Genomic DNA, 22,776 nt, shown 5'->3' on the forward strand with positions numbered 1-22,776 from the left:
CGAGAAACTACATCCGCTCCGGCGCGGAGACACCGACCATGGCAAGCGCGTTGGCGAGCACCTGGCGGGTCGCCATCGCGAGCGCAAAGCGCGCACGGTGGATCGGCGCGACCTCTTCGTCGGCCTTCGGCAGCACCTGGCAGGAGTCGTAGAACTTGTGGAAGGCGCTGGCCAGCTCCTCGGCGTAGCGGGCGACGCGGTGCGGCTCGCGCAGCTCGGCGGCAGCCTTGACCACGGCCGGGAACTCGCCAAGCGTGCGGATCAAATCCCCCTCCTTCTCGTGGGTGAGCAGGCCGTAGTCCACGTCCGCAAGCTCGGTGCTGTCCAGGCCCGCGGCCTCGGCGTTGCGCGCCAGCGAGCACAGGCGCGCGTGCCCGTACTGCACGTAGTAGACCGGGTTGTCGCTCGACTGCTTGGTCCACAAGTCCAGGTCAATATCCAGGCTGGAGTCCACCGAGGAGCGCACGAGCGAGTAGCGCGCGCCGTCCACGCCGATCGCGTCAACCAGGTCGTCCAGGGTGATGATCGTGCCGGCGCGCTTGGACATCTTCACCGGCTTGCCGTCGCGCACCAGGTTGACCATCTGACCGATGAGCACCTCGACCGCTTCCGGGTCATAGCCCAGCGCCTGGGCGGCAGCGCGCAGACGCGCGATGTAGCCGTGGTGGTCTGCACCCAGCATGTAGATAGCCAGGTTGTGGCTGCGGTCGAATTTGTCGGCCACATACGCGATGTCACCAGCAATGTAGGCTGCGTTGCCGTCCGACTTCAGCACCACGCGGTCCTTGTCGTCGCCAAAATCGCTCGAGCGCAGCCACCAGGCACCCTCGGACTCATACAGGTTGCCGTTGTCTTTCAGCGTCTGGATCGCCTTGTCCACCGCGCCGGACTCAAACAGGGAGTTCTCGTGGAAGAACACGTCGAAATCCACGCCGAACTCGTGCAGCGACTGCTTAATCTGCGCGAACATCATCTCCACGCCGGCCGCACGGAAGGTCTCCTGGACCTCTTCATCGCTGCCTGCAAGCGCATCCGCATGCTTCTCGACGACGGCGCCCGCAATCTCCTTGATGTACTCCCCGCCGTAGCCGTCCTCCGGTGTCGGCTCGCCCTTGGCTGCCGCCACCAGGGAGCGGGCGAAGCGGTCGATCTGCCCGCCGTGGTCGTTGAAGTAGTACTCGCGGGTCACCTCCGCGCCGGAGGCCTCCAGCACGCGGCCCAGCGAGTCGCCCACGGCGGCCCAGCGGGTGCCGCCCAGATGGATCGGGCCGGTGGGGTTGGCCGAGACGAACTCCAGGTTGATCTTCTGCCCGTCGTAACGCTGCGAGTTACCAAAAGACGAACCGGCGGCGAGGATCTCGCCCACCAGCTGGCCCTGGGCCGCGGAGGCCAGGCGCAGGTTGAGGAAGCCGGGGCCGGCGACCTCGGCAGTCTCGATCGCCGCGTCGGTGCCGAGTGCGTCGGCAAGCCAGCTCGCCAGCTCACGCGGGTTCGTGCCCGCCTTCTTGGCCACCTGCAAGGCGACGTTCGTGGCGTAGTCCCCGTGCTCCGGGTTGCGCGGCCGCTCCACGGTCACGGTGTCCGGGACCACGGAGGAGTCGAGGTCGTGCGCGGTGAGCACGGAAACGGCTGCTTGCCTAATGAGCTGTGAAAGATCTGCTGGCGTCATGGGGTGCAAGTCTAATTCACCGCGCGCGCGATCTCTTCATGGCCTTGCGCACCGTCCGCACCAGCTGAACCCAAGCCCGCATATCCCCCGTTCGCTAGGTGCCATCCCCTCCCCCGCCGCGGGCTTTGCATTACCCCCGCGTACACCAAAAGCGCAGGTAGTCGCAGCTGAAAAACCCATGCATTTCTTATGGCTTTTCGCTGCATCTAGTGTGATCCCGTGTCATAATTGCTAAATATGCCGCCGCAGGCACAGCTTTGGGGCCAGCGTTACACAATGCACCGACGCAATAAAGCGAGGCGGGTGGTGGGATGCGGTCCTTACGCGAGGCATGTAGTTCGTTTTCCCTCCAACCAAGGAGCGCACCCATGGACCAATTTCAGGTCTTTACCGATGCTGTCGGAGGCAGCCTCGGCCTTTCTGCGTTGGTGTCAGCCATTCCGCTGCTCACCTTCTTCATCATGCTGCTGGGCGTGAAAGCCAGCGCACACCTCTCTGGCCTGGTTGCGCTGATCGCAGCCATCCTCGTGGCCATCTTTGGCTTCAATATGCCTGCCGACATGGCGATTTCTTCCGCCTTCCGCGGCGGATTGTTCGGCCTACTGCCCATCGTCTTTGTGATCATGTCGGCGATCTGGTTCTACCAAATCACCGTCGCCTCCGGCCGCTTCGAGGATCTGCGTTTGGTCTTTGACAAGATGGGGCACGGCGACGTGCGCATCCAGGCCATGCTCATCGCGTTCTGCTTCGGTGGCCTGCTTGAGGCGCTTGCGGGCTTCGGCGCACCGGTGGCCATTACCGCCACGATGATTCTGGCGCTGGGCATTAAGCCGCTGCGCGCAGCCACGATCGTGCTGATTGCGAACACCGCGCCGGTCGCCTTCGGCGCCGTGGCCATCCCGATCACCACCGCCGGCGAGGTCGGCGGTCGCACGCTTGAGCAGACCGAGAACATCGCCGCGATCGTCGGCCACCAGACCCCCTTCCTGGCGTTCTTCGTCCCCTTCATCATCGCCGGCATTATCGACGGCTGGCGTGGCGTCCGCGAGACCGCACCGGCCGCCGTTACCATCGGCCTGTCCTTCGGTATTGCGCAGTGGTGGACCTCGAACTTCTTCGCCTACCAGCTCACCGACGTCATTGCCTGCATCGTCGCACTCGGTGCCGCCTTCGCGCTGCTGCGCTTCTGGACGCCGAAGGGCGTCGAAGCACTGCGCGAGCGCCTGGAACTGCCCAGCACGGAAAATCTCGAAGAGACCGAGCTGCCTGGCAACCGCGTGTGGATGGCACTGATGCCCTACGCCATCGTCGTGGTCATCTTCGGCCTGGCCAACCTGGGCACCGCAATCCCGGGCTGGCTCAACTCCTTCCAGATCAAGTTCCCGTGGCCGGGTCTGCCGGAGGGCTCGCTTCTCGACGCCAACGGGGCCGAAGTTGTCGCCGACTACAGCTTTAAGTACATCAACAACCCTGGCACGCTCCTGGTCATCTCTGGCCTGATCGTCGCCCTGGTTTACATCTTCTTCAACGAGAACGGCCGCTACTCGCTGACCTGGGGCCAGGTGGGCAAGGAGCTGACCGACACGATGTACCGCATGCGTTGGTCTGCCGCCACGATCGTGCTCGTGCTCGCGCTTGCGTACGTGATGAACTACTCCGGCCAGACCGTCACCATTGGTGAGTTCTTTGCCAACCTCGGCGGCTTCTTCGCCTTCACCGCCCCCATTCTGGGCTGGATCGGTGTCGCCGTCACCGGCTCGGACACTTCCGCCAACGCCCTGTTTGCGAAGCTGCAGGTCACCGCCGCTGAGCAGCTGGACCTCAACCCGGATCTCATGCTTGCGGCCAACACCACCGGTGGTGTCGTGGGCAAGATGATCTCGCCGCAGTCGCTCGCGATTGCCGCAACGGCGGTAGACATGGAGGGTAAGGAATCCGAGATCTTCAAGCGAGTCGTTGGCTATTCCTTCGCCTTCCTGCTCGCAGTCTGCCTCATGGTCTTCCTGCAGACCAACGTTCTCAGTTTCCTGGCGCCGGTCGTAAACTAGAGACTTAGGTGCCCGGCTGCCGGAGCAATCCTTCACTAGAAATTCACCATAAGGAGTCCACATTGCGAGTAGCACTGTTTTCTACTTGTATCGGCGACGCTCTTTTCCCTGACGCGCACAAGGCTTCCGCACTTGTGCTGTCCCGCCTAGGCTACGAGGTCGTCTTCCCAGAAGGCCAGACGTGCTGCGGCCAGATGCACGTCAACACTGGCTACCAGAAGCAGGCCGTGCCGATTATCGAGTCCTACGTCGACGCGTTCGCCGACCCGTCCATCGACTACGTCGTGGCGCCGTCCGGCTCCTGCGCGGGCGCCGTGCGTGAGCAGCACGTTGCCCTCGCGGACCGCTACGGCAGCCCCGCGCTTGTCGACGGGGCGAAGAAGGCCGCCAAGAAAACCTACGAACTCTCCGAGTTCATCATCGATGTCGCCGGCACCGAGGATGTCGGGGCCTTCTTCCCCCACCGCGTCACCTACCACGAGTCCTGCCACTCCCGCCGCTTCCTGGAGGTCGGCGAGCGCCCCTACAAGCTGCTGCGCGCAGTCGAGGGCCTGGAGCTGGTGGAGCTGCCGAACCGTGAGGAATGCTGCGGCTTCGGCGGCACCTTCGCACTGAAGATGTCCGAGGTCTCTGCGGCGATGGTCTCCGACAAGGCCCGCCACATCAAGGACACGAAGGCGGAGTACGTCACCGCCGGTGACTCCTCCTGTCTGATGAACATCGCTGGCGCGATGAGCCGCCAGCACACGGGTGTGCGCGCCCTGCACATGGCTGAAATCCTCGCCTCCACCAAGGCGAACCCGTGGACCCCTGAATCAGCCGCGTACTCGAAGGAGAGCATGCTGTGAAAGTCGCACTCGGTAAACCCCAAATGCCGCCCCACGCAAAGGGCCCGAACCACCTGCGTGGCAGCGAGAAGTTCCAGAAGGCCGCACATCACGAGCTGGACAACGTCACCAAGCGCCGCAATCTGAACTACGCCACCACCACCATTCGTGTGAAGCGTCAGAACGTGGTTGATGAGCTGGATGACTGGCAGCAGCTGCGCAACGCCGGCTCGTCGATTAAGCAGGACGTAGGCGCGCGCATGCCCGAGCTGCTCGAAGAGTTCGAGCGCAACGTCACCGCCCGCGGCGGCCACGTCCACTGGGCGCGCGACGCGGAAGAGGCCAACGAGATCATCGCAGGTCTCATCGAGGAAACCGGCGAGACCGACGTGGTCAAAATCAAGTCGATGGCCACCCAGGAAATCGCGCTGAACGAGGAGCTGGAAAAGCGCGGTATTACCGCGCAGGAGACCGACCTGGCCGAGCTGATCGTGCAGCTGGGCGAGGACTTCCCCTCCCACATTCTCGTGCCCGCTATCCACCGCAACCGCTCCGAGATCCGCAACATCTTCGTGGACAAGATGCCGAACACGGACGAGTCTTTGACCTCCGACCCGGCCGAGCTTGCCGAGGCCGCCCGCCAGTACCTGCGCGAGCAGTTCATGAAGGCCAAGGTCGCCATTTCCGGCGTGAACTTCGGTATCGCCGAGACCGGCACGGTCTCCATCGTGGAGTCCGAGGGCAACGGCCGTATGTGCCTGACCATGCCCGAGACCCTGATCTCCGTGATGGGCATTGAGAAGCTGCTGCCCACCTTCCAGGACCTGGAGGTCTTCCTGCAGCTGCTCCCGCGCTCCTCTACCGGCGAGCGCATGAACCCGTACACCTCCCTGTGGTCCGGCGTGACCGAGGGCGACGGCCCGCAGAACTTCCACATCGTCCTGCTGGACAACGGCCGCACCGCTGCCCTGTCCAACGAGATCGGCCGCGAGGCACTCAAGTGCATCCGTTGCTCGGCCTGCCTGAACGTGTGCCCGGTTTACGAGCGCGCCGGCGGCCACTCCTACGGTTCGACCTACCCTGGCCCGATCGGTGCGATCCTCACCCCGCAGCTGACGGGTATGGAGGATCTCAACGACCCGAACTCCTCGCTGCCGTACGCCTCCTCCCTGTGCGGGCGCTGCAACGAGGTCTGCCCGGTGAAGATCCCGATCACCGACATTCTGCTGGAGATGCGCCACCAGAAGGTGGAGCAGCACAATCCGCGCCTGGAGAAGGCCGCCTTCGGCCTGATCGGCACCATGTGGGGCAAGCCGAAGCTGTGGGACAAGGCAGTGCGCATGGTCGCACTCGGCCGCGTCCTCGGCGGTTTCAAGGGCGAGATCACCTCTATGCCTGCCCCGATCAATGGCTGGACCGACTACCGCGACGTGGCAGTGCCGCCGAAGAAGTCCTTCCGCCAGTGGTGGGAGACGGACGAGGCGCGCGACCTGCTCGCCGCGGAACGCAAGCGTGGCGTGCCCGGCCGCGATTCCGAAAACACCGACTTTGTCGACCCAAACACCGGAGAGGATAAGTAGATCATGGCAGCCAATGTTTCCTCCCGTAACGCGGACGCGAAGAAGGAAATCCTGAACCGCATTCGCAACGCGCAGAAGCTCTCCAACGCACCCGCGTACGTCGAGCCGGTCCGCGAGTACAACACCTCCTCGGATCACACCCCGGAGCAGCTGCGCGAGATCCTCGTCGACCGCCTGCTGGACTACAAGGCCACCGTGGTGGAGACCTCCGAGGCGGATCTGGCAAGCAACATCGCCAAGATCCTCGCCGAGCGCGGTGCCAAGGACATCGTCTACGCCCCCGGCTTGGACGAGTCCCTCTTCACCGAGTTCGACGGTTCCTCCCGCGCCGATGACCCGGCCTCGGACCCGCGAGAGCTTGGCGACGTCGGCGCCGTCGTCACCGACTCCAAGGTGACCTCCGCCCAGACCGGCTCCATCGTGCTCGAGTCTGGCGATGTGTGCGGCCGCCGCGCGCTGTCACTCGTGCCCGACCGCCACGTGGTGATCGTGCGCCCCGATTCCCTGGTCTACGGCGTGCCTGAGATGATCAGCCGCATCGATCCGGAGAAGCCGGCCACCATGATTTCCGGTGGCTCCGCGACCTCCGACATCGAGCTGGTCCGCGTCGAGGGCGTGCACGGCCCGCGCGACCTGATCGTGATGGTCGTCCACTAATTCGGCACACACAAAGTGGCCGGTACCGCACTCGGTACCGGCCACTTTGCTGTCATTGTTTCCCGTGTCACGCCTCCTCAAAGGCGCACAATCATCATGCGACACCACCCCTGCAAATCAGTGAAAACTCCCTGGCGCGTTCCATGGATGTGCCTAGGAAATCCCGGACTCCCCCACGCCCCGCTCGCTTCTCGACGCCACCCACACACCAATTAACTCCCCACCACCGTCGGGTGCTACGCTCTATCCTGTTGTCTTCACACGCGGAAGCTTCCGCGTAAAAAGCACAACGATGTCTCCGTAGCTCAGTGGATTAGAGCATCGGTTTCCGGTACCGAAGGTCGCAGGTTCGAGTCCTGTCGGGGACACGCTGTCCTCAGTCGCGACATAGTTGACAACTCAGTCGCGAGATGGTGGACAAACCGGTGCCTCGGTTTTTGTTTTTCCGAGGTGCCGGTTTTGTTTTTAGGTCAGTGGACGTTGGCCTTATTGCCAGTATGGTTTTTGGTAATTGCGGGAGGTGTCGATGTAGTGCTCGGTGATGATTTCGCCGGTCTCTTTTAACGATGTGGTGACGTGGTTGTCGGTGATGACCATCAGGATGTGTTTCCCGCCGTAGGCGCGTCCGATGCCTAGGTGGTAGAGCCTTCCGGCGTAGCGGATGGTGACTTTGCCGTTGGTTCCGACGATGTCGTTGCGGGTGCTCCATTCGTCTCTCACAGTAGCGCGGGTCGGACGGGGCAACTCAGGTGTAGCCATACTTCCCACTCTGCGTCGGAATAAGCGCCTTGTCTTTGTTGAACCAGGTCAGTTCTAGTTTCTGGCTTCTCGCCACGGGAACCTCCAATATCATTTTTCCCACTGTATCGGCATTACCGGCAGCGTGGGGACGTGATTTAACCGTATCTTCGAGGAGGGTGACTTACCCCGGTGACACGCACCTACCCGGAGGGGTCGGAGGGGGTCTCCCGACCGTCTCGAAAGGCTCTGACATCTCCCTCGTGTTCCATACACGGCACGTTGAGACACAGGTGGTCGCGTCCCTCCTTCCAGATCGAATACCCCTGAAATAGGGCAAACCAACCGGCGATGAACAGCGGTAACGCAATTCGGGCGGTGGACAACGCGACTCATTCTCACGCCGAGTCACGCACAACCCCCCTGTCCGTCTATAGTGAAGTCATCAGCCCCGTTCAGCCGCCTCTCCCGGAAGCGCCCCGCTGTTCGGCCCTGTTCAACACCCCACGCGAGTGGGGTGTTGTTCTTTCCCTAAAAGGTAACGCTGCACTCCATTGGTAAAGTTACTGTCTAATGAAGAGCGGAGATAATAGACCACCTTTCCTCACCACAGATGGGAAAATCGAGTACCTAGAAGAGCGACACTATTTCCCTAGGTCGTCAATCACAGAAGACGACGTGGCTCGCCTTGCCACGGTCAATTTTCACTTCTTTATCGGGTACGCCAGGAACTTCCGCTACCTGCACGACAACGGCGCAATTACCGTGCAGAAATCCCCCAGCGAAGTATTCAGAATCATGGACGCCGACTCACAAATGTCTTCGTACATATTCTCAGGCATCCGCACTGTTGAGTTCCAACTGCGTCACCATTTTGTAAATGCGCTGTGCAAAAGTTCCTGTCCCTACGACGATTATCTGGAACCGTCCAACTATCTCCTTCTTGATAGCAATTACACGCCGGAGGACCTGATTGAGGGAATGTTGCGCGACATTCTCAACTACAGGGAGGCGTATGTTGTCAATCACATAGAAAGACAATGCAGAATTATCGGACTACCACAGCCCCCACGATGGGTTACGAGGGACAACCGTGAGCAGGTGTTGCAGTTGGTCCAGGGCCTACCGATCTGGTCAGTCGTGGACAGTCTGACTCTCGGTCACCTGAACCGCGCCATTTTGTCGTTCAACCCACCTGGTACCCAAGGCCCACTCTGGAAAGAGGTGTCTGGTGCCTTGAACTTCAAGGCGGACCGCTTCGCGGTTGGGTGCTCGTCGATTCTTTTCCTCCGAAACCTCACTGCCCACCATAACCGGCTGTGGATGCGCCCCACATCGAACACACCGACGAGAGCCGGACTATTTCGTAAGAAAATGAAAGATGTAGACCCACGCTCGATGGTGGTGGCCTTTTACAACCTAGCAAGTATGCACGGTGCTTCGGTGGCTCGGAATTACGCAAGCGGGTTCGAGAAGTTAATCGACCAAAACCCTGCCTACGCCCACGGTATTCAGCAGATTTCACCGGATTAGATACCCGCCCCTAGCACTGGTTCGCACTGTTCGGAGGCGCGACGCAACCCAACGGGTCCGTGTCGCCAGGATAGGGCAGTTAGAGATTGATTCCGGTAGGCCCGCGCAAGCATTACCGGCAGCGTCGAGCGCGACCCCCCGTCCGAACCCCAGTAAAGCAATAGGCACGCGCGGTATGTGGTTGAATGGCAGAGAGACATAAACCACTCAGTCTCACTACCGAAAGGAAGAAGGTGCATGGGCAATGACTCTCAAAACGAGGAACGCCACAGCCCGAGCCCGTCGCCGGGGAGTGGACATGATGGAAACCAACCCCCGCCCCCTGCGGACGAAGGCACGCATGGCGAAGAACGACCCTCGGGCGACCATTTACAACGGATGGAAAGCAACGTTCAACGCCCTGGATCGCAGTATTCAGCTAGTACAGAAGACGAAGTAGTCACCGCTGAAATTGTCGAAGAGCTCACTCGAAGGGTTGACTCGTATTTATGGAGTGCTCCAGCTCCTTCACCGGAGACTTTAGAGGCTTAACCCGTCCTTTGCTGACCGCGCCATGCAGATGGCTGAGCAGAGTATTGCTGCGTCGAACCACGAGAAGGAGTGGCTCGCGAAAGGTGACGTCGACGCTTTAAAGCGCGGCCAATATTTGAGTTTCGGCATGTTTATCACTTCGGTTGGAGCCGCGATCGGTGTCTATCTGGGCGGTGTATCCGAACTGTTCGCCGGGTTGTTTCTCGCCCCCGCTGTCTTTCAGTTTCTGGGTAAATTCGTCAGAACTGTCCGCGAAAAAGAAGACGACAAAATCGAGTAACGCGGCTGCCACACCGGTGCCTCGGAAATCCGAGGCACCCGACTTCTTTTCCCGTATGACTCCCTCAGCATCGCAGCTGGTTGGGTTGGTGCGATAGCCAGTTGGAGCTAGCTCCATTTAGGTCACGCGGATCACCGCCACCTGGGCTTTTCTAAGCCGTCCTACCCCAAATGGAGCTAGCTCCGTTTAGGGCCCACCTCTCCTACCCCAGCGCGCCTCTGAGCAACCGCTCCAACAGCACTCCGAATTCTCGTACCGACATCGCTGCGTGCGGCCCAGCCCGGAGGAGGTAGCGCGACACGAGTGCACCAAGCAACACGGTTGAAATGCCAATGACGGCTTCGTGGGCACTCGCCTTTGTGGGTCGATTCTGCCGCTCCTTGAGGTCAAGCAGGAGCTGTTCCGCCTCTGCGAAGATTTCCCTCTCGATGTAACCGGTGACAAGTGCTCGGGTGTCCTCGTCTTCGAACGCGAGACGGAGGGTAGGGAGCACAGTGTGCTGGATCTGGGGTGTCTCGCAGAACGCGACAAACGCGCGCGCAAGCATCGCCGGCAGCGTCGCAAGTGACACCCCTTCGGCGGACCGCACCGTTTTGAAGACCGCGGAAGGACTGAACCCTCCAAGCATCGCCTCGCTAAACAGATTCTCCTTCGTGCCGAAGTAATAATTCACCAGCGCATGATCAACGCCAGCTTCTTGCGCGATGGTGCGGAGCGTCGCGCCTGTATATCCAGACAGGATAAAATTCTTCTGCGCTGCACTAACAATGCGTTCACGGGCATCCGATCCGCCGCGCGGTCGCCCTTGTCGTTTATTCACCACACTCGACAGCCTAACACCAACAGACCGATGATCGAAGCATGCAAGATACAGACATTCACAACGCTGCGGTGATGATGGACCGGGCTTCGGCCCGGATCATCGACAACGCCAGCTTTACTTTGCCCCAGGGGTCAATGACGGCCCTTGTCGGGCCGTCAGGGTCAGGTAAGACGACACTCATGCGGATGATTGTCGGGACACAAGCCAACGTGAGCGGAGAGGTTCGCGTGCTCGGCCAACCCGCCGGCGACCCCAGCCTGCGAACCCGGGTCACATACGCGACCCAGGCTGCCAGCGTGTTCGAGGACCTCACTGTCCAAGAGAACCTCGACTACGTCCGCAGCATCTACCGGCTCCCAAGGAAGCGGGTTGCTCTTGACGACGTCGCTACCCGTTCAGGCATTTCGACCAACTGGCTAGAAGACACAATCGAGCCGCTATTGGACAACCACCCGTTGCTCGCGAAAGGAATCACCCAACCGGCGCGATACGGGGAAATGCCCTCTAACACCCTTATCGACTAGTCCTTTGTGTCCTCGAACGTGGTCAGCAGCCCTACCCCTGCTTGGTCACGTTCCAGCGCACGCCGAACTTGTCCTCCACCACGCCGAAGTGGTCGCCCCACGACGCGAGGGCGAAGGGCATGACGGTGTTGCCGCCGTCGTCGGCAAGCGTTGCGTAGAGCGCCTCACCTTCCTCCGGCGTCTCCACGTACGCGGTGAAGCCGAAGTCGCCCCGGTTGAGGCTGGTTTCATTGCGCTCGAGGTCGTCTCCGCCCGAAATGGAAAACGGACCGGTAAGCGTGGCGTGGGCGATAGCCTCGCACGGCGGGTCGAAGGGGAACTTCACCCCTTGATCCAGCTGTTCGCCGTAGGTGAGCAGCTCAAGATCGCCGCCGAAGACGGATTGGTAGAACTCCAGCACCTCGCGTGCGTTGCCGGGGAAAGAAACATAGAGCTGTGTCGTCGTTGCCATGTGCGCCGAATCTAACAGGACATGAGAAACACCCGCCGACGCTCGACGGGTGTTTGGGTGGAGACAACCTACGCGGTCTTCTCCTTCGAACGGTCGAAGGCCAGCAGAATCAGGCCAACGACGATCCAGCTGCACAGGACGATCCAGGAACCCTGCGCGTCCGCGCCGTCGAAGAAGCTCAGCGAGCGCACGAGGTAGCCGGTCGCACCAATCGGCATGAGCTGGCCCAGTGCGGACCAGCCGGCCGGCAGCAGCCATGGGCCTGTGGCCAGGCCGGCCAGCGGGTTAGCCACAAAGATGGTCAGCACCACGCCGAGGCCAGCACCCGGCACGCCAAGAAGTGCGCCAAGACCGGCGGTGACCGACGAGGTTGCGGCGATGCCGGCAGCGATAGCCAGCCACTCCATGCCCACGCTGCCGCTGAGCGAGCCGTAGATGCCGTGCAGCATCCAAACCGCAACACCCGCGCCGAGGATGGACACACCCGTGATGACTGCGACCTTCGACCACTTGCGGCCACGAAGCAGCACGGTTGCAAGCATTCCGGAGATCACGCCACCGAACGCGAGCGGCAGGCCGAGCAACGCGAGGCCCTGGGCCTGCGGGTCATCCTCGGTCGTGGGGGCGAGATCCTCGGTCTCCACCGGCATGCCGGAGGACTGCATGTTCTGGGCAAGGCCATTGAGCATCTGCACGTACGGTGCACCGTTACCGGAAGCGGTGTAGACCGTGGCGCTGCCCTGCCCGATTGCGATCGCGCCGACCGCGTCGCGGTTTCGCACCATATCTTCAGCCTCGTCCTGTGAGCTCACCACGACGAAGTCCGGGTGCTCCTCCTGCTGCTCCGCCTGAGCACGCAGCTTCTCAACGACCGGCTCCGGCCCCGCCACTGCCACCGGCACCCCGTCCGGGCCGGAGGCGAAGGTGGGCGCAAGAAACGCCCACAGCATGAGGCCGAGGATTATCGGCAGGCCCAAAATCAGGGCGATGGTCTTTTTCACGGTGCTGTTGGTGTTGTTGATGCGGCTGCCATCGGTGGTGGCGGTTTCCTGTTGCACCACGGTTGTGCTCATCGTTTCCTCCAAGTGGAACAGACTGTTTCGCTTTTACGAAGTGGATCATATTGTTTCATTTTTCGGTTGTCAAGGGTAAAGTGCCGGATATGCGAAAAGATGCTGCTGAAAACCACAAAGCGCTTGTAGAGGCGGCCACGACGCTCATTGCCCAGATGGGGCCGAAGGTCTCGCTGCGCACCATTGCGAAGGAAGCAGAGGTGGGTGTTGCCACCGCGAGCCGCCACTTCCCTACCAAGGATGACCTCTACCGCGCGGTGCTGGAAAACATCATCGACAAGATGCGCGCGATCGTAGACAAGCACGTTCCCCGCCTCCCCGGCGCCCCCGAGGCGACGTGGCGCTGCGCCATCACTGAGATGGTGGACAACGGCTTCCCTGCCGTCGTCCAAGAATTCCTGCCCGTGTTCGCACCCCACATGGGCCAAGAGGAACGAAACATACTGATAGAAAAGGTAAAAGCCCTCTACCGTCCCCTCCTCACGGAGGCGAAAAAGTACGGGCTGTGCCCCGGCGACCTCGACGTCCTAGACTTCCATTTCGGCATCATCACACTGTCGCGGCCGCTGCCAACCATCGCAGAAGAGGTGTTCGCCCGTAGCAGGGGGTGGCTCGTAGACGTGTTTATCGACGGGCTGCGGGCGCAGGCCGAAGGGTCACAAAGCAACCACTCACAAAGCACAATCGTGTAATTCGTGCCACAATGCGGCGGTGTGAGGATCGAGAAGCAACGCTCCCGAAAACCGTCCAGCAATCCGAAGTACGCAACCTCCCCCTCCACCACCCACTACCGCGGCACGTCGCCGGCACGCATGCAGGCGTCACGGTTCCGCAATAAGCAGCGCATCCCGATGACTCCGGCGTATTAAAGGCCGTTACAGGAGTTCGTCGATAAGCGAGCGCACACGGGCGTCAATGTCGTCGCGTACGAGGCGCATGCGCTGCATGCCTTCGATGCCGCGGAGCGAGGGTTCGTCGGTACGCCAGCGCTCCAGCGTGCCGCGTGCGTCGTCGGGCATGTCCACCTGCGCGTCTTCGCCGAGCACCACAACGCGATCAACGCTGCGCAGCAGTTCCGGATCGATGGGTTTGGGCGTGCCGCGCGACATGTCGGCGCCGGCCTCTGCGATCGCCTCGACCGATTCCTGGTTCAGCGACGTGCCAGGTTTGGTGCCCGCGGAGTGGATGCCGAGCTGGCTACCCGCGTGCTTCTCGGCGAGCGCCGCCGCCATCTGGGACTTTCCGCCGTTGCCGACGCACACAAACAAGACTGAGGGCTTCATAACGTCTCCTTAGGACAATTTGGGCAGGGTTGGGTCACCCGGGAACAGTTTCGGGCCGATCCCACGCATGAGGTAGACGAGGCCGACGAGGATAGGGATCTCGATAAGCGGCCCGATGGTGCCCGCCAGCGCCTGGGCGGAGGTGGCGCCGAACGTGCCGATCGCCACTGCGATGGCCAACTCGAAGTTGTTGCCGGCAGCCGTGAACGCCACCGAGGCCGACTGGGCGTAGTCCATGCCGGACAGTTTGGCTACCAAGAGTGCAATAGCGAACATGCCGACGAAGTAGCACAGCAGCGGGATCGCCACCCGTGCCACCGTCCACGGCTGGGAGAGGATCTGGTCGCCTTGCAACGAGAAAAGCAGGACGATTGTGTACAGCAGGCCGATCAGCGCGAGTGGGGAGATCCGGGGCAGGAAGGTGTTTTCGTACCAGTCGCGGCCCTTGGTGCGCTCGCCGATAATGCGAGACAGCAGCCCGGCCAACAGCGGGATACCCAAAAAGACCAGCACGGAGGACACGATCGCCCAGAACGAGAACTTCACCGAGGTGGTTTCCAGCCCCAGCCAGGCAGGCAGGATTTGCAGGTAGAACCAGCCGAGTACGCCGAACATGACCACCTGGAACACCGAGTTGATAGCTACCAGCACTGCGGTGGCTTCCCGGTCAGCGCAGGCGAGGTCGGACCACACCAACACCATGGCGATGCAGCGGGCGAGACCGACGATGATCAAACCGGTGCGCAGCTCCGGGGCATCTGGCAGGAAGATCCAGGCGAGCGCGAACATGAACGCGGGGCCGACAATCCAGTTCAAGATGATGGACACGGTCATGAGACGTTTGTCGGTGGCAATCTCGCGGGTCTTGTCGTAGCGCACCTTGGCCAAAGGCGGGTACATCATGACCAGGAGGCCGAGCGCGATCGGAAGCGAGATGCTTCCGACTTCGAGACTCTCAAGTGCGCCCGAAAGCCCCGGCACCGCTCGGCCGAGGGCGAGGCCCGCCGCCATGGCGAGCATGATCCACACCGGCAGGAAGCGGTCAAGAAACGACATACGCTCTACCGGCTGAGAGGTTGTGTCTTCCATCTGGAATCCTTATCTATTGACAGCATTCAAAACGAACACTAAACAGCATATTTATCACTGTCAATATGACGAGGTAGGAAGAATGAACGATTACGTCGCCACCACAGAAAACACCGGCCTCGACTGCTGCTCGCTGGGCTCCGGCTTGCTCTCCGAAGACGACGCGACGCGTTACGCGGACCTGTTCAAAGTTTTAGCGGACCCCGGCCGACTACAACTTCTCTCCAGAATCGCCGAAGAGGGCTGCGAGCCGATGAGCGTGGGCGAACTCACGCAACGCTCCGGGCTAAGCCAACCGACAGTTTCCCACCACCTCAAAATGCTTACCGAGGCCGGCCTCCTAGAAAAGAGCCGCCAGGGCAGGACAGTCATACACCGGCTGCGCCCGGAGCTGTTCGAGGAACTTCGCGCTGTGCTGCAAATCGGCTGAGGTGTCTACCATCAGGGCCCTTCTCCCCGGCACGCAGTATCAACTATGTCGTGACTTCGGTCATGTTGGTTTACCGGGAGAGACGTCGCTATGGATGCGTGCGTTGCAGCACCGAATGACCACGCCCAGGCCAAGAGCACGTCGCCGTGCCCAAACCCTCCACCTCGGTCCCGATGCATGCAAGACCCAAACCGGAGCCTCGCAGGAGGACGTTGCCTCTACCCATCAAACGGAAACACCGACATCGGGATCACATACGCCCCTCTCGAAGCCCCACGGTGCGCAAGTTCGCTGAGCTTTGCAAGACGTTTCCCTTCCGCATCAACGCGGGGATCTGCAAACGAAAAGGAATGCACGCGTAGGCTTTCCGCACCGTCCCTCGGCTGAGTGACCACATGTGCTTGCTCACCGTCGATGGTGACAGACACGGCCCGTCGATCCGCGCCAATGAGCGGCTCAGATTCCCTGGCAACCTGGCTCACCAGGTCTACTTCCGTCACGGTGCCGCGGTGAGAAACAAACGACACGTTGCCTTGCCTGTAGCGAGAAGAGCTGTTGAGTCCCGGTGCGGGCAGTGTTTTCAGCTTCCCCTCGTGCTGCAAAGCTGGCTCCGTGCTAGCGCCATCGACAGAAAATACATCTGCGCCGCCGGAGCCATCGGGGAACGCAATGTAGGAGGGCTCTTCTCCGCATCCGAGGGCGGAGAAGAATTCCGATGCGACGACGCCGGACGGGTCGCCGTCGATAAGTGCTTCGGACAGCAGCCCACTTTCGCCCATCCGCACAAGTGTGAGTCCACTGCCGTCATCTTCATCGCGTTCTATCCAGACTGCGGTCTTGTCATCGCACGCCCTCAGCGCAACTGGCCGCAGATCACGCGTGACCACGCTTGTCGCGTCTTTGGTGGCAAGGACGATACGGCTCGCGTACGCGCTCGAGTTCCCGCTTTCGTTGAAAACGAAAACTGCTGTTTCGGCGTTTGCCGATCCAGCTGACGTTGACTGAGTCGGCAGTCCCAGATTCGCAATCGGCCTCACGTGGAGTTTCTTGAACTGCGAATCAAAAACAACCAGCTGGTCCCTATCCGGAGCCACAAAGTCTTCGCCGAGTCTTTGCATCGATGGGTTGTACACCGGTGCAAGCTCCGCGAGGGATCCTGCCTCATCCGCGCTCGCTACGAACACATAGTTGTGGTTGTCTGCGGAGGGAGCGGCGGAGACAGCACGAGCGATCCCAGCCCACTGCCACGAAGCGGAATCAGGCGTGGGCGCAGCGCTCTCGTCCGTGCACGAAGCAGCCCCAAACGCACATGCCGCCAGGATACCTGCCCCGAGGGCGCTCCTGAGTTGTCTTGCTAACATTGCCGATCTTTAGGATCTGCCGCGGTTTAGGCGCCGTGGAGCGCCGCTTCGATCAGCCACGTGAGGTCGAAGCGGTAGTGCTCCTCGCCCCCATCCAGGTAGGTTTCCGCCATGTAGATGAGGAACTCGACCCACCTCGCCTGGTTCGCATCCGCCACCCAGGTGGCAAGGCTCATAGAAGCGGGAAGGAAGATCGTCCACGTCTGGTCTGGGTTATCGCTCACGCTGACTTCTGCAGGCAGCTGCGTCCAGTCGTGATCCTTGAGCTGCTGCTCGATTGCTGCTTGCAGCGCATCAGCGTCGTATCCGCCCTGGCGCACCTCATCGTGATTCCAGGAGAGCTTTACGATGTCGAGCTCCCCGCGCGTATTACGGTTCGTGCGCTCTGCTTCTTCGTTGGCCAATGTGGTCTCCTTCTCTTAGCAGACTAAGCAGTACGCTACGGGCCAAGTGTATACACGCCCAACACATACAACTACCGGCTCGCAGGTACGCTACGCTCAGACTATGCGAATCCTCCCGGCCCTCTCGCTTGTTGCAATCCCCTGCCTTATCTTGAGCGGATGCAGCGGTGATACAGAATCCCAAGAACAACCCGCAACCATCACGGTGACGCAAACGACGGTCCAGTCCAATTCACCAGATGCCACGGACCAGCCGGCGCCGTCCGAGCAGCAGACGGAGCCGCAGGAGGAAACACAGGAAGAAGCACCTGCCTCCCCTGCCCCAAATGCTGGTTACACCATCAACCCGGGCCAGATCGGCGGGGACTGCGGCACAACGGCAGACGGGATGACGCTAAGCGCCGCGGACGCAACCTCATGTGAGTTTGCCGGCGCGATGTACGAGGCGGGTATAAACGCCGAGTACCGATGGAGGCAGCTCAGCCCAGACAGAAATGGTGCCTACGGCGCTGAGCTCACTGTCGCCAGCCCCATCACCAAGGAGACTTACGAGATTTCCTGTGCGATCGGAAGCGATCAACGCTACCTGGGCTGTGGCGTATACGACGACAACTCAGTCCACGTCTCCGTTGGTCCTGTCACCGACTACGGCGGCTGGACCTCTCGTCTCAACATCGTCGAGTACCAGCCCCAACCCCCGCAATAAACGTCAAAAGGGCCAGCCACATCCACGTGGCTGGCCCTGTCTGTGTAGTGCCCGCTAGAACTCCGCCGGCATGATGGCCCAGGCCGCGAGGTAGGCCAGGAACATCGGGAAAATGCCAAACAGGAGCAGGAAAACTGCGATCACACGCACGATCACCGGGTCGATGTTGAAGTACTGGGCGAATCCGCCGCAGACGCCGCCGATCACCTTGTCGGTCGTGGAGCGGGTCAGGCGCTTCGGAGCGTTGTTCGGGTTGTAGTTCTGGTAGGTCATCTCGGTTACTCCCCTTCTTTGTGTGCCGCTGTTGTGTACGGTTCCCATTAAACGGAAAAACGCCAGCGGCGACAACGGGGTTTGCCCGGACATCTACCCTGATTTTTACCCCTAAGGGCTCATTGGCTGCGCGCCGCGGTAATCCGCGTGCCCCGGCACATTGGTCACGCCCAAGACGCTCGTGAAAAACGCGCGCAGTGGCGCAGCGGTCTCCGGGTCCATGTGATCGAAGACAAGCCGACGCACGCTTTCTACGTGCTCCGGGGCCGCAGCCTCGAGCCTGCGCATCCCCTCGTCGGTCAGGCACACGAGCACGCCGCGGGCATCCCCGGGGCTCTTCGCCTTGGTCACCAGCCCGCGCTTTTCCATCCGGGTGACCTGGTGGGAAGTCCGCGAGCGGTCCCAGTCCAAGACCGCGCAGAGGTCACGCAGGCGCAGCGAGTGATTCTCGGCCTCGGACAGGCTCACCAGCACCGAGAACTCCGAGGAAGACAGGTCAGATTCCGCCTGCAGCGTGTCGTCGATTACACGCGAGATCTTTCTCGACGCCGCGAGCATGAGCCGCCAGAGTTCCTGCTCATCATCGTTGAGCCAGCGAGGATCAAGTGTCATGCGACTTACCTTAGTGGATGTGTCACGGTGCCTGAAATGAATGCCTTAGGTAAAACCTCTCACTGCTCGTCTGCATGCTTCAGCTCATCAATATGCACCGTCTTTGCCGCGGCGACGCGGTCGAAGCGCTGCGGGAAGCACGTCAGCACGAGCACCTGCGCGTTCTTGCCCGCCTGGGTAAACAGCGTATTCATCAGCGCAAGTCGCTCTGGATCGGTGGCTCCGAGCGCGTCGTCCACCACCACGGGCACCGGGGCGGTCTCGCCGGTTTCGGTGACTAGGTCCGCGATGGCGAAGCGTGTGAGTAGGGCGAGCTGTTCTTTCGCGCCGCCGGAGAGGGACTGGAGGGGCACGGTGACGTCGCCAAGCGAGCGATCCGTAATCTGCAGCCCTTCGCCGAAGTTGAAATCGACGTCCTTGCCGTAGATCACGCGGGCGCGCTTGCGGATGGCCGCGTTGAAGGGCGCGGTGTACTTCGCTCGCGCTTCCTCGCGGCAGGCATAGAGCGTGGTGCGCAGCAGCTTGATCGCCTCGGCGCGGCGGGTGGCCTTGTCAAGCTCGGTCTCCGCCTTTTCCAGGCGTGCCTCGGCCTTGTCGGCCTGCTCGGCGGCACCGGTGGCTTGCTCGATGCGGCCACGCAGCTCGGTAATGCGGATGGTCGCCTCGTTCTTGCGTTGCTGCATGTTCGCCACGCGCGCCTGCTCTGCCTCGAGCAATGTGTGGGCAAGCTCCACGTCGGCCTCGTCAGCAGCGGCGGCGAGCGTGTCCGCCTCCTGCGTCGCTGTTTCAAGCGCGGCTTCCGCCTCCTTGTGCGCGGCCTCGAGCGCCTCGCGCGGCTGCGCGTCTTCCGCAGCGGCGAACTCCTTGTCCGCGCCTGCTGCCTCGGTGGCCTTGGCCTCCACCCGCGCCTCCAGCACCGCGAGTGCCTTTGCTGCTTTGAGCTCTGCGTAAGGTTTCAGAGCCGCCTCCGCCTGCTCCGCCTCGCGCTCGGCCGCGCCGAGTGCGGTGTGGGCGTCCCTGACCGCGTTTTCGGCGTCCGCCTCGTCGATGCTCTCAGCCTTGTCATCCACGCCCAGCGCCTCGGCGAGCTCTGCAATGCTCGCGGCCAGGCGCTCGTGCTCCGAAGCGAGCTCCTCGCGGTCGGCACCGGCGAGTACGTCCTCGCGTCGGCGGCGCGCGGCCTCTACTTCGGCGGCCTGCGCCTTGTGCGCATCGCGCAGGTCACGCAGCTCTTCGACGCTCTCGCAGCCGGCGGCCTCGAGCAGCTCGGCGAGCGCCGCTTCCGCCTCGCGGACCGCCTCGCGCGGGTCCTGGGCACCTTGGGCGGCGCGGTAGGTCAGCTGAAAGCCTTCGATGTCGATGCGGGTGCCGTCGAAGACGTTGATTTCCGCCGACTCCGTGGCTTGGACTTCTACCGTCTCGCCGTCGACGGTGACCGTGCCGTCCTTACCGCTAAGCTCCACCTTGGACGAGGCCGCGTCGCGTAACTTGCGCTGCAGCGCGACCTCGTTTTCTGCGGTCTCAGCCGCGCGCACGTCGGCGTCCGTGATCTCTTTTGCAGGTGTGGCATCGAGCGCTTCGCGGTAGGCCTTCTCAGCCTCCTTGACGCGCTTCAGGTGCGCCTCCACCGTCGCATGCCGCTGCGTGGCGCGCGCGAAATCGCGGCGCTGCTCGGCCTTTTTCACTTCAGCGCGGGCCGCAGCCACGGCTTCTTTTGCCTTGGTGAGCCCCTCCCGCAGCTGCGTGACCTGCGTCTCCTCGTCTTCCGCGGCTTCACGCGCGGGCTCCAGCGATGTGCGTAGGTCTGCTTCCTCCTTGCGCAGTACCGCGACGCGCTCGGCCAACGCGGTGCGTGCTTCCAAATCCTGGGTCGCGCGTTTGCGCTCGTGCGCGGCTTGCTCGCGCTTCGCGTTCGCCTGCCCGAGCTTTTCCGCCAGTTCTTCTGCCGCCTTGGCCTCCTGCACGCGCTTTGCCAACGCCTCCTCTGCTCCGGGCAGTTCGGCGTCGACCTGGGCGATCTCTTCCTCGCGGCGGGCGACTTCGTCGACGTAGCGGCTCAGGCTCTCAACCTCGGCTACACGTGCCTCATATTCCTCGCGGGCCTGCTCCACATCGGTCGTGAGTTTTTTAAAGCCCGCCTTCGGCTTCGGGTTCGCGGCGTTGGTCCAATACTTGGTGTATTCCGCGTCGACGTCCTGCATGAGTTGGGTGTCCTCCACCCCGGAATCGCCGTCGCCCTCGCCTGCGTCGAGCGCGGTGGCGATCGTGGGCACGCCGGCTGCTTGTACTGCGGGGTCGAGCTCGCCCTGGCGCAGGAACAGCGTCTCCATCAGCGTGCGGTCAAGGTGCTCATCCAGGATGCGGGCGAGCTCGTCGTCGGCGTTGCGGCCAGTGAAATTCTCCCGGCGCGGCGCACGCACGGTCAGTTCCGCCTGCGCGGATTTCAGCCAGCGCTTGCGCACGGTGAATTCCACCTCGCCCACGGTCGCGGTGAGTTCGACCTCGGGGCCGACGTCCTTATTCGCCGGGGCGTACTTGGCAATCTTTTTGCCCTTGGCGGAGTGGCGCTCGTTGAGCACCAGGTCGATGCCTTCCAGGATGGTGGACTTGCCTGCCTCGTTGGGGCCGTGGACGATGATCACGCCGGTCTCGGGCAGCTCTTTAAGCTCAAGGTGCTCGATGGCGCGGAAGTTCGTGATGGTCAGGGAGTGGATACGCATGGGCTAGTTCGCCTCCTGGGAGAGTCGGAACAAAAGGTTGACCGCGTCACGGGCGGTGGCATCACCCGCGGTGGCCTGGCCGATGAGTTCGTGCATGGCCTGGTTGGCAAAACCGGTCAGCGGGAGGTTGTCCAGCTCGTCCTGGCTGGGTTCGAGGTGAAGATCCATGAGCCGCTCGCGCGGGTACAGCGCTGCGAAGACAGGCTCGAGTTCGCCCAGTTCCCGCTCCAAGGTGCGGGTAGCTTCTAACCCGAGCGTGCCGGTGAGCGTGTACTTAATCACGGTGCGGTCCTTGTCCGGGTACTCCCGCAGCTGGGCAATCACGACGTCGACGTCGTCTGCGTCGGCGACCTCCCAAAACAGCGCATCAAAGGTCCAGGTGCCGGTGCGGACCTTATCCACCTGCACCTGTGCGCGCCCGTCCTGTTTGTCTATCTCCACGACCAGCGCGTTGCCGGAGTCGGCCTCGCCGCCGATCTCAGGGCCGGTGTGTTCTGCATAATCGGTGGTCTCCGGCGCCCCAGAGAACCAGACCTTCCCGCTCGCACCCAGAGACGCGGTCGAGTGCGAATCCCCCAGCGCAACATAGTCGACCACCCCACGGTCCAACGCGTCTTCTAAGACGTCCAGCTGGATCAGCGCTTCAGTGTCTTCCTTGCCAAAGCCCTGAACCTGGCCGTGGCCGACCAGAATGCGCACGTCGTCGGTGGGCTCAAGACCGCGCACCACGCGCGCGCAGAGATCCTCGGAGGGGTGCTTGGTCAAAAGCGGCGCGCCGACGACCTCTACTCCTGCGGTGACCTCGACCGGCGCCTCGTCGGCAAGCACTGTGACATTGGGGATGTCCTCGGTGTGGCGAAAGACCGAATCGGCTACCAACGGGTCGTGGTTGCCCGGGAGTAAGTAGACGGGCACAGGCAGGCGGCGCAGTGCCTCGAGCGCGCGGCCGAGCGTGCGCTTCTCTAGGGCGTTGTGCTCAAACACATCGCCGGCGATGACGATAAAGGCGGCACCCCGCTCGACTGCGAGCGTGCTGAGCGCGTCGATAGAGCGCTCGCGCGCCTCGTCGAAACGCGACTGCGCCTCCGGGCTTAAGAACTTTCGCGTCATCCCGATCTGCAGATCGGAGCTATGGATAAATGTTGTTTTTGTCATGTCCTTTAC

At 62.0% G+C, this 22,776-nt stretch carries 22 protein-coding genes, 1 tRNA gene and 1 pseudogene; 11 read left to right on the forward strand and 13 right to left on the reverse strand.

Going from position 1 to position 22,776, the window contains the following annotated elements; all coding sequences use genetic code 11:
- Positions 1–7 precede the first annotated feature (7 nt).
- Positions 8–1,669 carry an arginine--tRNA ligase gene (argS, locus tag HMPREF2990_RS05105; RefSeq protein ID WP_070762998.1) on the reverse strand — a complete coding sequence of 554 codons (1,662 nt, stop codon included), beginning with the start codon at positions 1,667–1,669 and terminating at the stop codon, positions 8–10.
- Between the two features lie 368 nt (positions 1,670–2,037).
- Here argS and HMPREF2990_RS05110 point away from each other — a divergent pair, with 368 nt between their 5' ends.
- From HMPREF2990_RS05110 to HMPREF2990_RS05130, 5 genes are all read left to right on the forward strand, one after another.
- Positions 2,038–3,717, forward strand: coding sequence for an L-lactate permease (locus HMPREF2990_RS05110; protein ID WP_070762999.1), 1,680 nt, complete (start codon positions 2,038–2,040; stop codon positions 3,715–3,717).
- Between the two features lie 62 nt (positions 3,718–3,779).
- Complete coding sequence (locus HMPREF2990_RS05115) at positions 3,780–4,565, forward strand: (Fe-S)-binding protein (protein ID WP_070763000.1); 786 nt, start codon at positions 3,780–3,782, stop codon at positions 4,563–4,565.
- Positions 4,562–6,124: a LutB/LldF family L-lactate oxidation iron-sulfur protein gene (locus HMPREF2990_RS05120; RefSeq protein WP_070763001.1), complete on the forward strand. Its 1,563-nt coding sequence runs from the start codon at positions 4,562–4,564 to the stop codon at positions 6,122–6,124. The genes HMPREF2990_RS05115 and HMPREF2990_RS05120 overlap by 4 nt, the downstream gene beginning before the upstream one ends.
- Before the next feature lie 3 nt (positions 6,125–6,127).
- Complete coding sequence (locus tag HMPREF2990_RS05125) at positions 6,128–6,781, forward strand: LutC/YkgG family protein (RefSeq protein ID WP_038589893.1); 654 nt, start codon at positions 6,128–6,130, stop codon at positions 6,779–6,781.
- 294 nt (positions 6,782–7,075) lie between these two features.
- Positions 7,076–7,149: transfer RNA gene (locus tag HMPREF2990_RS05130), tRNA-Arg, on the forward strand.
- 118 nt (positions 7,150–7,267) lie between these two features.
- Here HMPREF2990_RS05130 and HMPREF2990_RS05135 read toward each other — a convergent pair.
- Positions 7,268–7,495 (reverse strand): annotated as a pseudogene (locus tag HMPREF2990_RS05135) (IS481 family transposase); the annotation flags it as partial.
- Between the two features lie 597 nt (positions 7,496–8,092).
- On the opposite strand from HMPREF2990_RS05135, the gene HMPREF2990_RS05140 reads away from it, so the two are divergent.
- Both HMPREF2990_RS05140 and HMPREF2990_RS05150 read left to right on the forward strand, forming a co-directional pair.
- On the forward strand, positions 8,093–9,052 hold the full coding sequence (locus HMPREF2990_RS05140; protein WP_038589888.1) for an Abi family protein: 960 nt from the start codon (positions 8,093–8,095) through the stop codon (positions 9,050–9,052).
- A 559-nt stretch (positions 9,053–9,611) separates the two neighbouring features.
- The gene (locus HMPREF2990_RS05150; RefSeq protein WP_141757803.1) at positions 9,612–9,863 is read left to right on the forward strand and encodes a hypothetical protein; all 252 of its coding nucleotides are present in this window, start codon (positions 9,612–9,614) and stop codon (positions 9,861–9,863) included.
- Between the two features lie 202 nt (positions 9,864–10,065).
- Here HMPREF2990_RS05150 and HMPREF2990_RS05155 read toward each other — a convergent pair whose 3' ends face one another.
- Positions 10,066–10,686, reverse strand: a complete 621-nt coding sequence (locus HMPREF2990_RS05155) for a TetR/AcrR family transcriptional regulator (protein ID WP_197697020.1) — start codon at positions 10,684–10,686, stop codon at positions 10,066–10,068.
- Positions 10,687–10,724: 38 nt separating this feature from the next.
- On the opposite strand from HMPREF2990_RS05155, the gene HMPREF2990_RS05160 reads away from it, so the two are divergent.
- Positions 10,725–11,210, forward strand: coding sequence for an ATP-binding cassette domain-containing protein (locus tag HMPREF2990_RS05160; RefSeq protein WP_083317018.1), 486 nt, complete (start codon positions 10,725–10,727; stop codon positions 11,208–11,210).
- Between the two features lie 31 nt (positions 11,211–11,241).
- Here HMPREF2990_RS05160 and HMPREF2990_RS05165 read toward each other — a convergent pair whose 3' ends face one another.
- Together HMPREF2990_RS05165 and HMPREF2990_RS05170 are read right to left on the reverse strand one after the other, a co-directional pair.
- Positions 11,242–11,661 carry a VOC family protein gene (locus HMPREF2990_RS05165; protein WP_038589870.1) on the reverse strand — a complete coding sequence of 140 codons (420 nt, stop codon included), beginning with the start codon at positions 11,659–11,661 and terminating at the stop codon, positions 11,242–11,244.
- Positions 11,662–11,729: 68 nt separating this feature from the next.
- Positions 11,730–12,734, reverse strand: coding sequence for an ABC transporter permease (locus HMPREF2990_RS05170; RefSeq protein ID WP_070763003.1), 1,005 nt, complete (start codon positions 12,732–12,734; stop codon positions 11,730–11,732).
- An 89-nt stretch (positions 12,735–12,823) separates the two neighbouring features.
- Here HMPREF2990_RS05170 and HMPREF2990_RS05175 point away from each other — a divergent pair, with 89 nt between their 5' ends.
- Positions 12,824–13,426 carry a TetR/AcrR family transcriptional regulator gene (locus tag HMPREF2990_RS05175; protein ID WP_070763004.1) on the forward strand — a complete coding sequence of 201 codons (603 nt, stop codon included), beginning with the start codon at positions 12,824–12,826 and terminating at the stop codon, positions 13,424–13,426.
- Positions 13,427–13,609: 183 nt separating this feature from the next.
- Here HMPREF2990_RS05175 and HMPREF2990_RS05180 read toward each other — a convergent pair whose 3' ends face one another.
- Positions 13,610–14,017 carry an arsenate-mycothiol transferase ArsC gene (locus HMPREF2990_RS05180; protein ID WP_038589864.1) on the reverse strand — a complete coding sequence of 136 codons (408 nt, stop codon included), beginning with the start codon at positions 14,015–14,017 and terminating at the stop codon, positions 13,610–13,612.
- Positions 14,018–14,026: 9 nt separating this feature from the next.
- Positions 14,027–15,106, reverse strand: a complete 1,080-nt coding sequence (gene arsB, locus HMPREF2990_RS05185) for an ACR3 family arsenite efflux transporter (RefSeq protein ID WP_038589861.1) — start codon at positions 15,104–15,106, stop codon at positions 14,027–14,029.
- 82 nt (positions 15,107–15,188) lie between these two features.
- Here arsB and HMPREF2990_RS05190 point away from each other — a divergent pair, with 82 nt between their 5' ends.
- A complete protein-coding gene (locus HMPREF2990_RS05190; protein WP_070763005.1) occupies positions 15,189–15,536 on the forward strand; it encodes an ArsR/SmtB family transcription factor in 348 nt (115 codons plus the stop codon).
- Positions 15,537–15,754: 218 nt separating this feature from the next.
- Here HMPREF2990_RS05190 and HMPREF2990_RS05195 read toward each other — a convergent pair whose 3' ends face one another.
- Both HMPREF2990_RS05195 and HMPREF2990_RS05200 read right to left on the reverse strand, forming a co-directional pair.
- Entirely contained in the window at positions 15,755–16,654 is a 900-nt protein-coding gene (locus tag HMPREF2990_RS05195) for a hypothetical protein (RefSeq protein ID WP_141757804.1), read from the reverse strand.
- Positions 16,655–16,923: 269 nt separating this feature from the next.
- Positions 16,924–17,301, reverse strand: coding sequence for a hypothetical protein (locus HMPREF2990_RS05200; protein ID WP_038589851.1), 378 nt, complete (start codon positions 17,299–17,301; stop codon positions 16,924–16,926).
- Between the two features lie 205 nt (positions 17,302–17,506).
- Here HMPREF2990_RS05200 and HMPREF2990_RS05205 point away from each other — a divergent pair, with 205 nt between their 5' ends.
- Entirely contained in the window at positions 17,507–18,007 is a 501-nt protein-coding gene (locus HMPREF2990_RS05205) for a hypothetical protein (protein WP_141757805.1), read from the forward strand.
- Between the two features lie 54 nt (positions 18,008–18,061).
- On the opposite strand, the gene HMPREF2990_RS05210 is transcribed toward HMPREF2990_RS05205, so the two are convergent.
- The 4 genes from HMPREF2990_RS05210 to HMPREF2990_RS05225 all read right to left on the reverse strand — a co-directional run bounded on the left by HMPREF2990_RS05210 (position 18,062) and on the right by HMPREF2990_RS05225 (position 22,767).
- On the reverse strand, positions 18,062–18,280 hold the full coding sequence (locus tag HMPREF2990_RS05210) for a PspC domain-containing protein (protein WP_038589848.1): 219 nt from the start codon (positions 18,278–18,280) through the stop codon (positions 18,062–18,064).
- Between the two features lie 111 nt (positions 18,281–18,391).
- A complete protein-coding gene (locus HMPREF2990_RS05215) occupies positions 18,392–18,892 on the reverse strand; it encodes a MarR family winged helix-turn-helix transcriptional regulator (RefSeq protein ID WP_038589845.1) in 501 nt (166 codons plus the stop codon).
- 59 nt (positions 18,893–18,951) lie between these two features.
- Positions 18,952–21,612 (reverse strand): AAA family ATPase, encoded by a 2,661-nt coding sequence (locus tag HMPREF2990_RS05220; RefSeq protein ID WP_070763006.1) that lies wholly within the window; start codon positions 21,610–21,612, stop codon positions 18,952–18,954.
- 3 nt (positions 21,613–21,615) lie between these two features.
- Complete coding sequence (locus tag HMPREF2990_RS05225; RefSeq protein ID WP_070763007.1) at positions 21,616–22,767, reverse strand: metallophosphoesterase family protein; 1,152 nt, start codon at positions 22,765–22,767, stop codon at positions 21,616–21,618.
- Positions 22,768–22,776: the final 9 nt, after the last annotated feature.

Source organism: Corynebacterium sp. HMSC071B10, assembly GCF_001814825.1.
Classification (GTDB): Bacteria; Actinomycetota; Actinomycetes; order Mycobacteriales; family Mycobacteriaceae; genus Corynebacterium.

What these genes read in the sequence shown, in the direction of transcription:
- argS (WP_070762998.1), bottom strand. Translation starts at nt 1,669, where the DNA reads ATGACGCCAGCAGATCTTTCACAGCTCATTAGGCAAGCAGCCGTTTCC.
- HMPREF2990_RS05110 (WP_070762999.1), top strand. Translation starts at nt 2,038, where the DNA reads ATGGACCAATTTCAGGTCTTTACCGATGCTGTCGGAGGCAGCCTCGGC.
- HMPREF2990_RS05125 (WP_038589893.1), top strand. Translation starts at nt 6,128, where the DNA reads ATGGCAGCCAATGTTTCCTCCCGTAACGCGGACGCGAAGAAGGAAATC.
- HMPREF2990_RS05140 (WP_038589888.1), top strand. Translation starts at nt 8,093, where the DNA reads ATGAAGAGCGGAGATAATAGACCACCTTTCCTCACCACAGATGGGAAA.
- HMPREF2990_RS05150 (WP_141757803.1), top strand. Translation starts at nt 9,612, where the DNA reads ATGGCTGAGCAGAGTATTGCTGCGTCGAACCACGAGAAGGAGTGGCTC.
- HMPREF2990_RS05160 (WP_083317018.1), top strand. Translation starts at nt 10,725, where the DNA reads ATGCAAGATACAGACATTCACAACGCTGCGGTGATGATGGACCGGGCT.
- HMPREF2990_RS05165 (WP_038589870.1), bottom strand. Translation starts at nt 11,661, where the DNA reads ATGGCAACGACGACACAGCTCTATGTTTCTTTCCCCGGCAACGCACGC.
- HMPREF2990_RS05170 (WP_070763003.1), bottom strand. Translation starts at nt 12,734, where the DNA reads ATGAGCACAACCGTGGTGCAACAGGAAACCGCCACCACCGATGGCAGC.
- HMPREF2990_RS05175 (WP_070763004.1), top strand. Translation starts at nt 12,824, where the DNA reads ATGCGAAAAGATGCTGCTGAAAACCACAAAGCGCTTGTAGAGGCGGCC.
- HMPREF2990_RS05180 (WP_038589864.1), bottom strand. Translation starts at nt 14,017, where the DNA reads ATGAAGCCCTCAGTCTTGTTTGTGTGCGTCGGCAACGGCGGAAAGTCC.
- arsB (WP_038589861.1), bottom strand. Translation starts at nt 15,106, where the DNA reads ATGGAAGACACAACCTCTCAGCCGGTAGAGCGTATGTCGTTTCTTGAC.
- HMPREF2990_RS05190 (WP_070763005.1), top strand. Translation starts at nt 15,189, where the DNA reads ATGAACGATTACGTCGCCACCACAGAAAACACCGGCCTCGACTGCTGC.
- HMPREF2990_RS05195 (WP_141757804.1), bottom strand. Translation starts at nt 16,654, where the DNA reads ATGCAAAGACTCGGCGAAGACTTTGTGGCTCCGGATAGGGACCAGCTG.
- HMPREF2990_RS05210 (WP_038589848.1), bottom strand. Translation starts at nt 18,280, where the DNA reads ATGACCTACCAGAACTACAACCCGAACAACGCTCCGAAGCGCCTGACC.
- HMPREF2990_RS05215 (WP_038589845.1), bottom strand. Translation starts at nt 18,892, where the DNA reads ATGACACTTGATCCTCGCTGGCTCAACGATGATGAGCAGGAACTCTGG.
- HMPREF2990_RS05220 (WP_070763006.1), bottom strand. Translation starts at nt 21,612, where the DNA reads ATGCGTATCCACTCCCTGACCATCACGAACTTCCGCGCCATCGAGCAC.
- HMPREF2990_RS05225 (WP_070763007.1), bottom strand. Translation starts at nt 22,767, where the DNA reads ATGACAAAAACAACATTTATCCATAGCTCCGATCTGCAGATCGGGATG.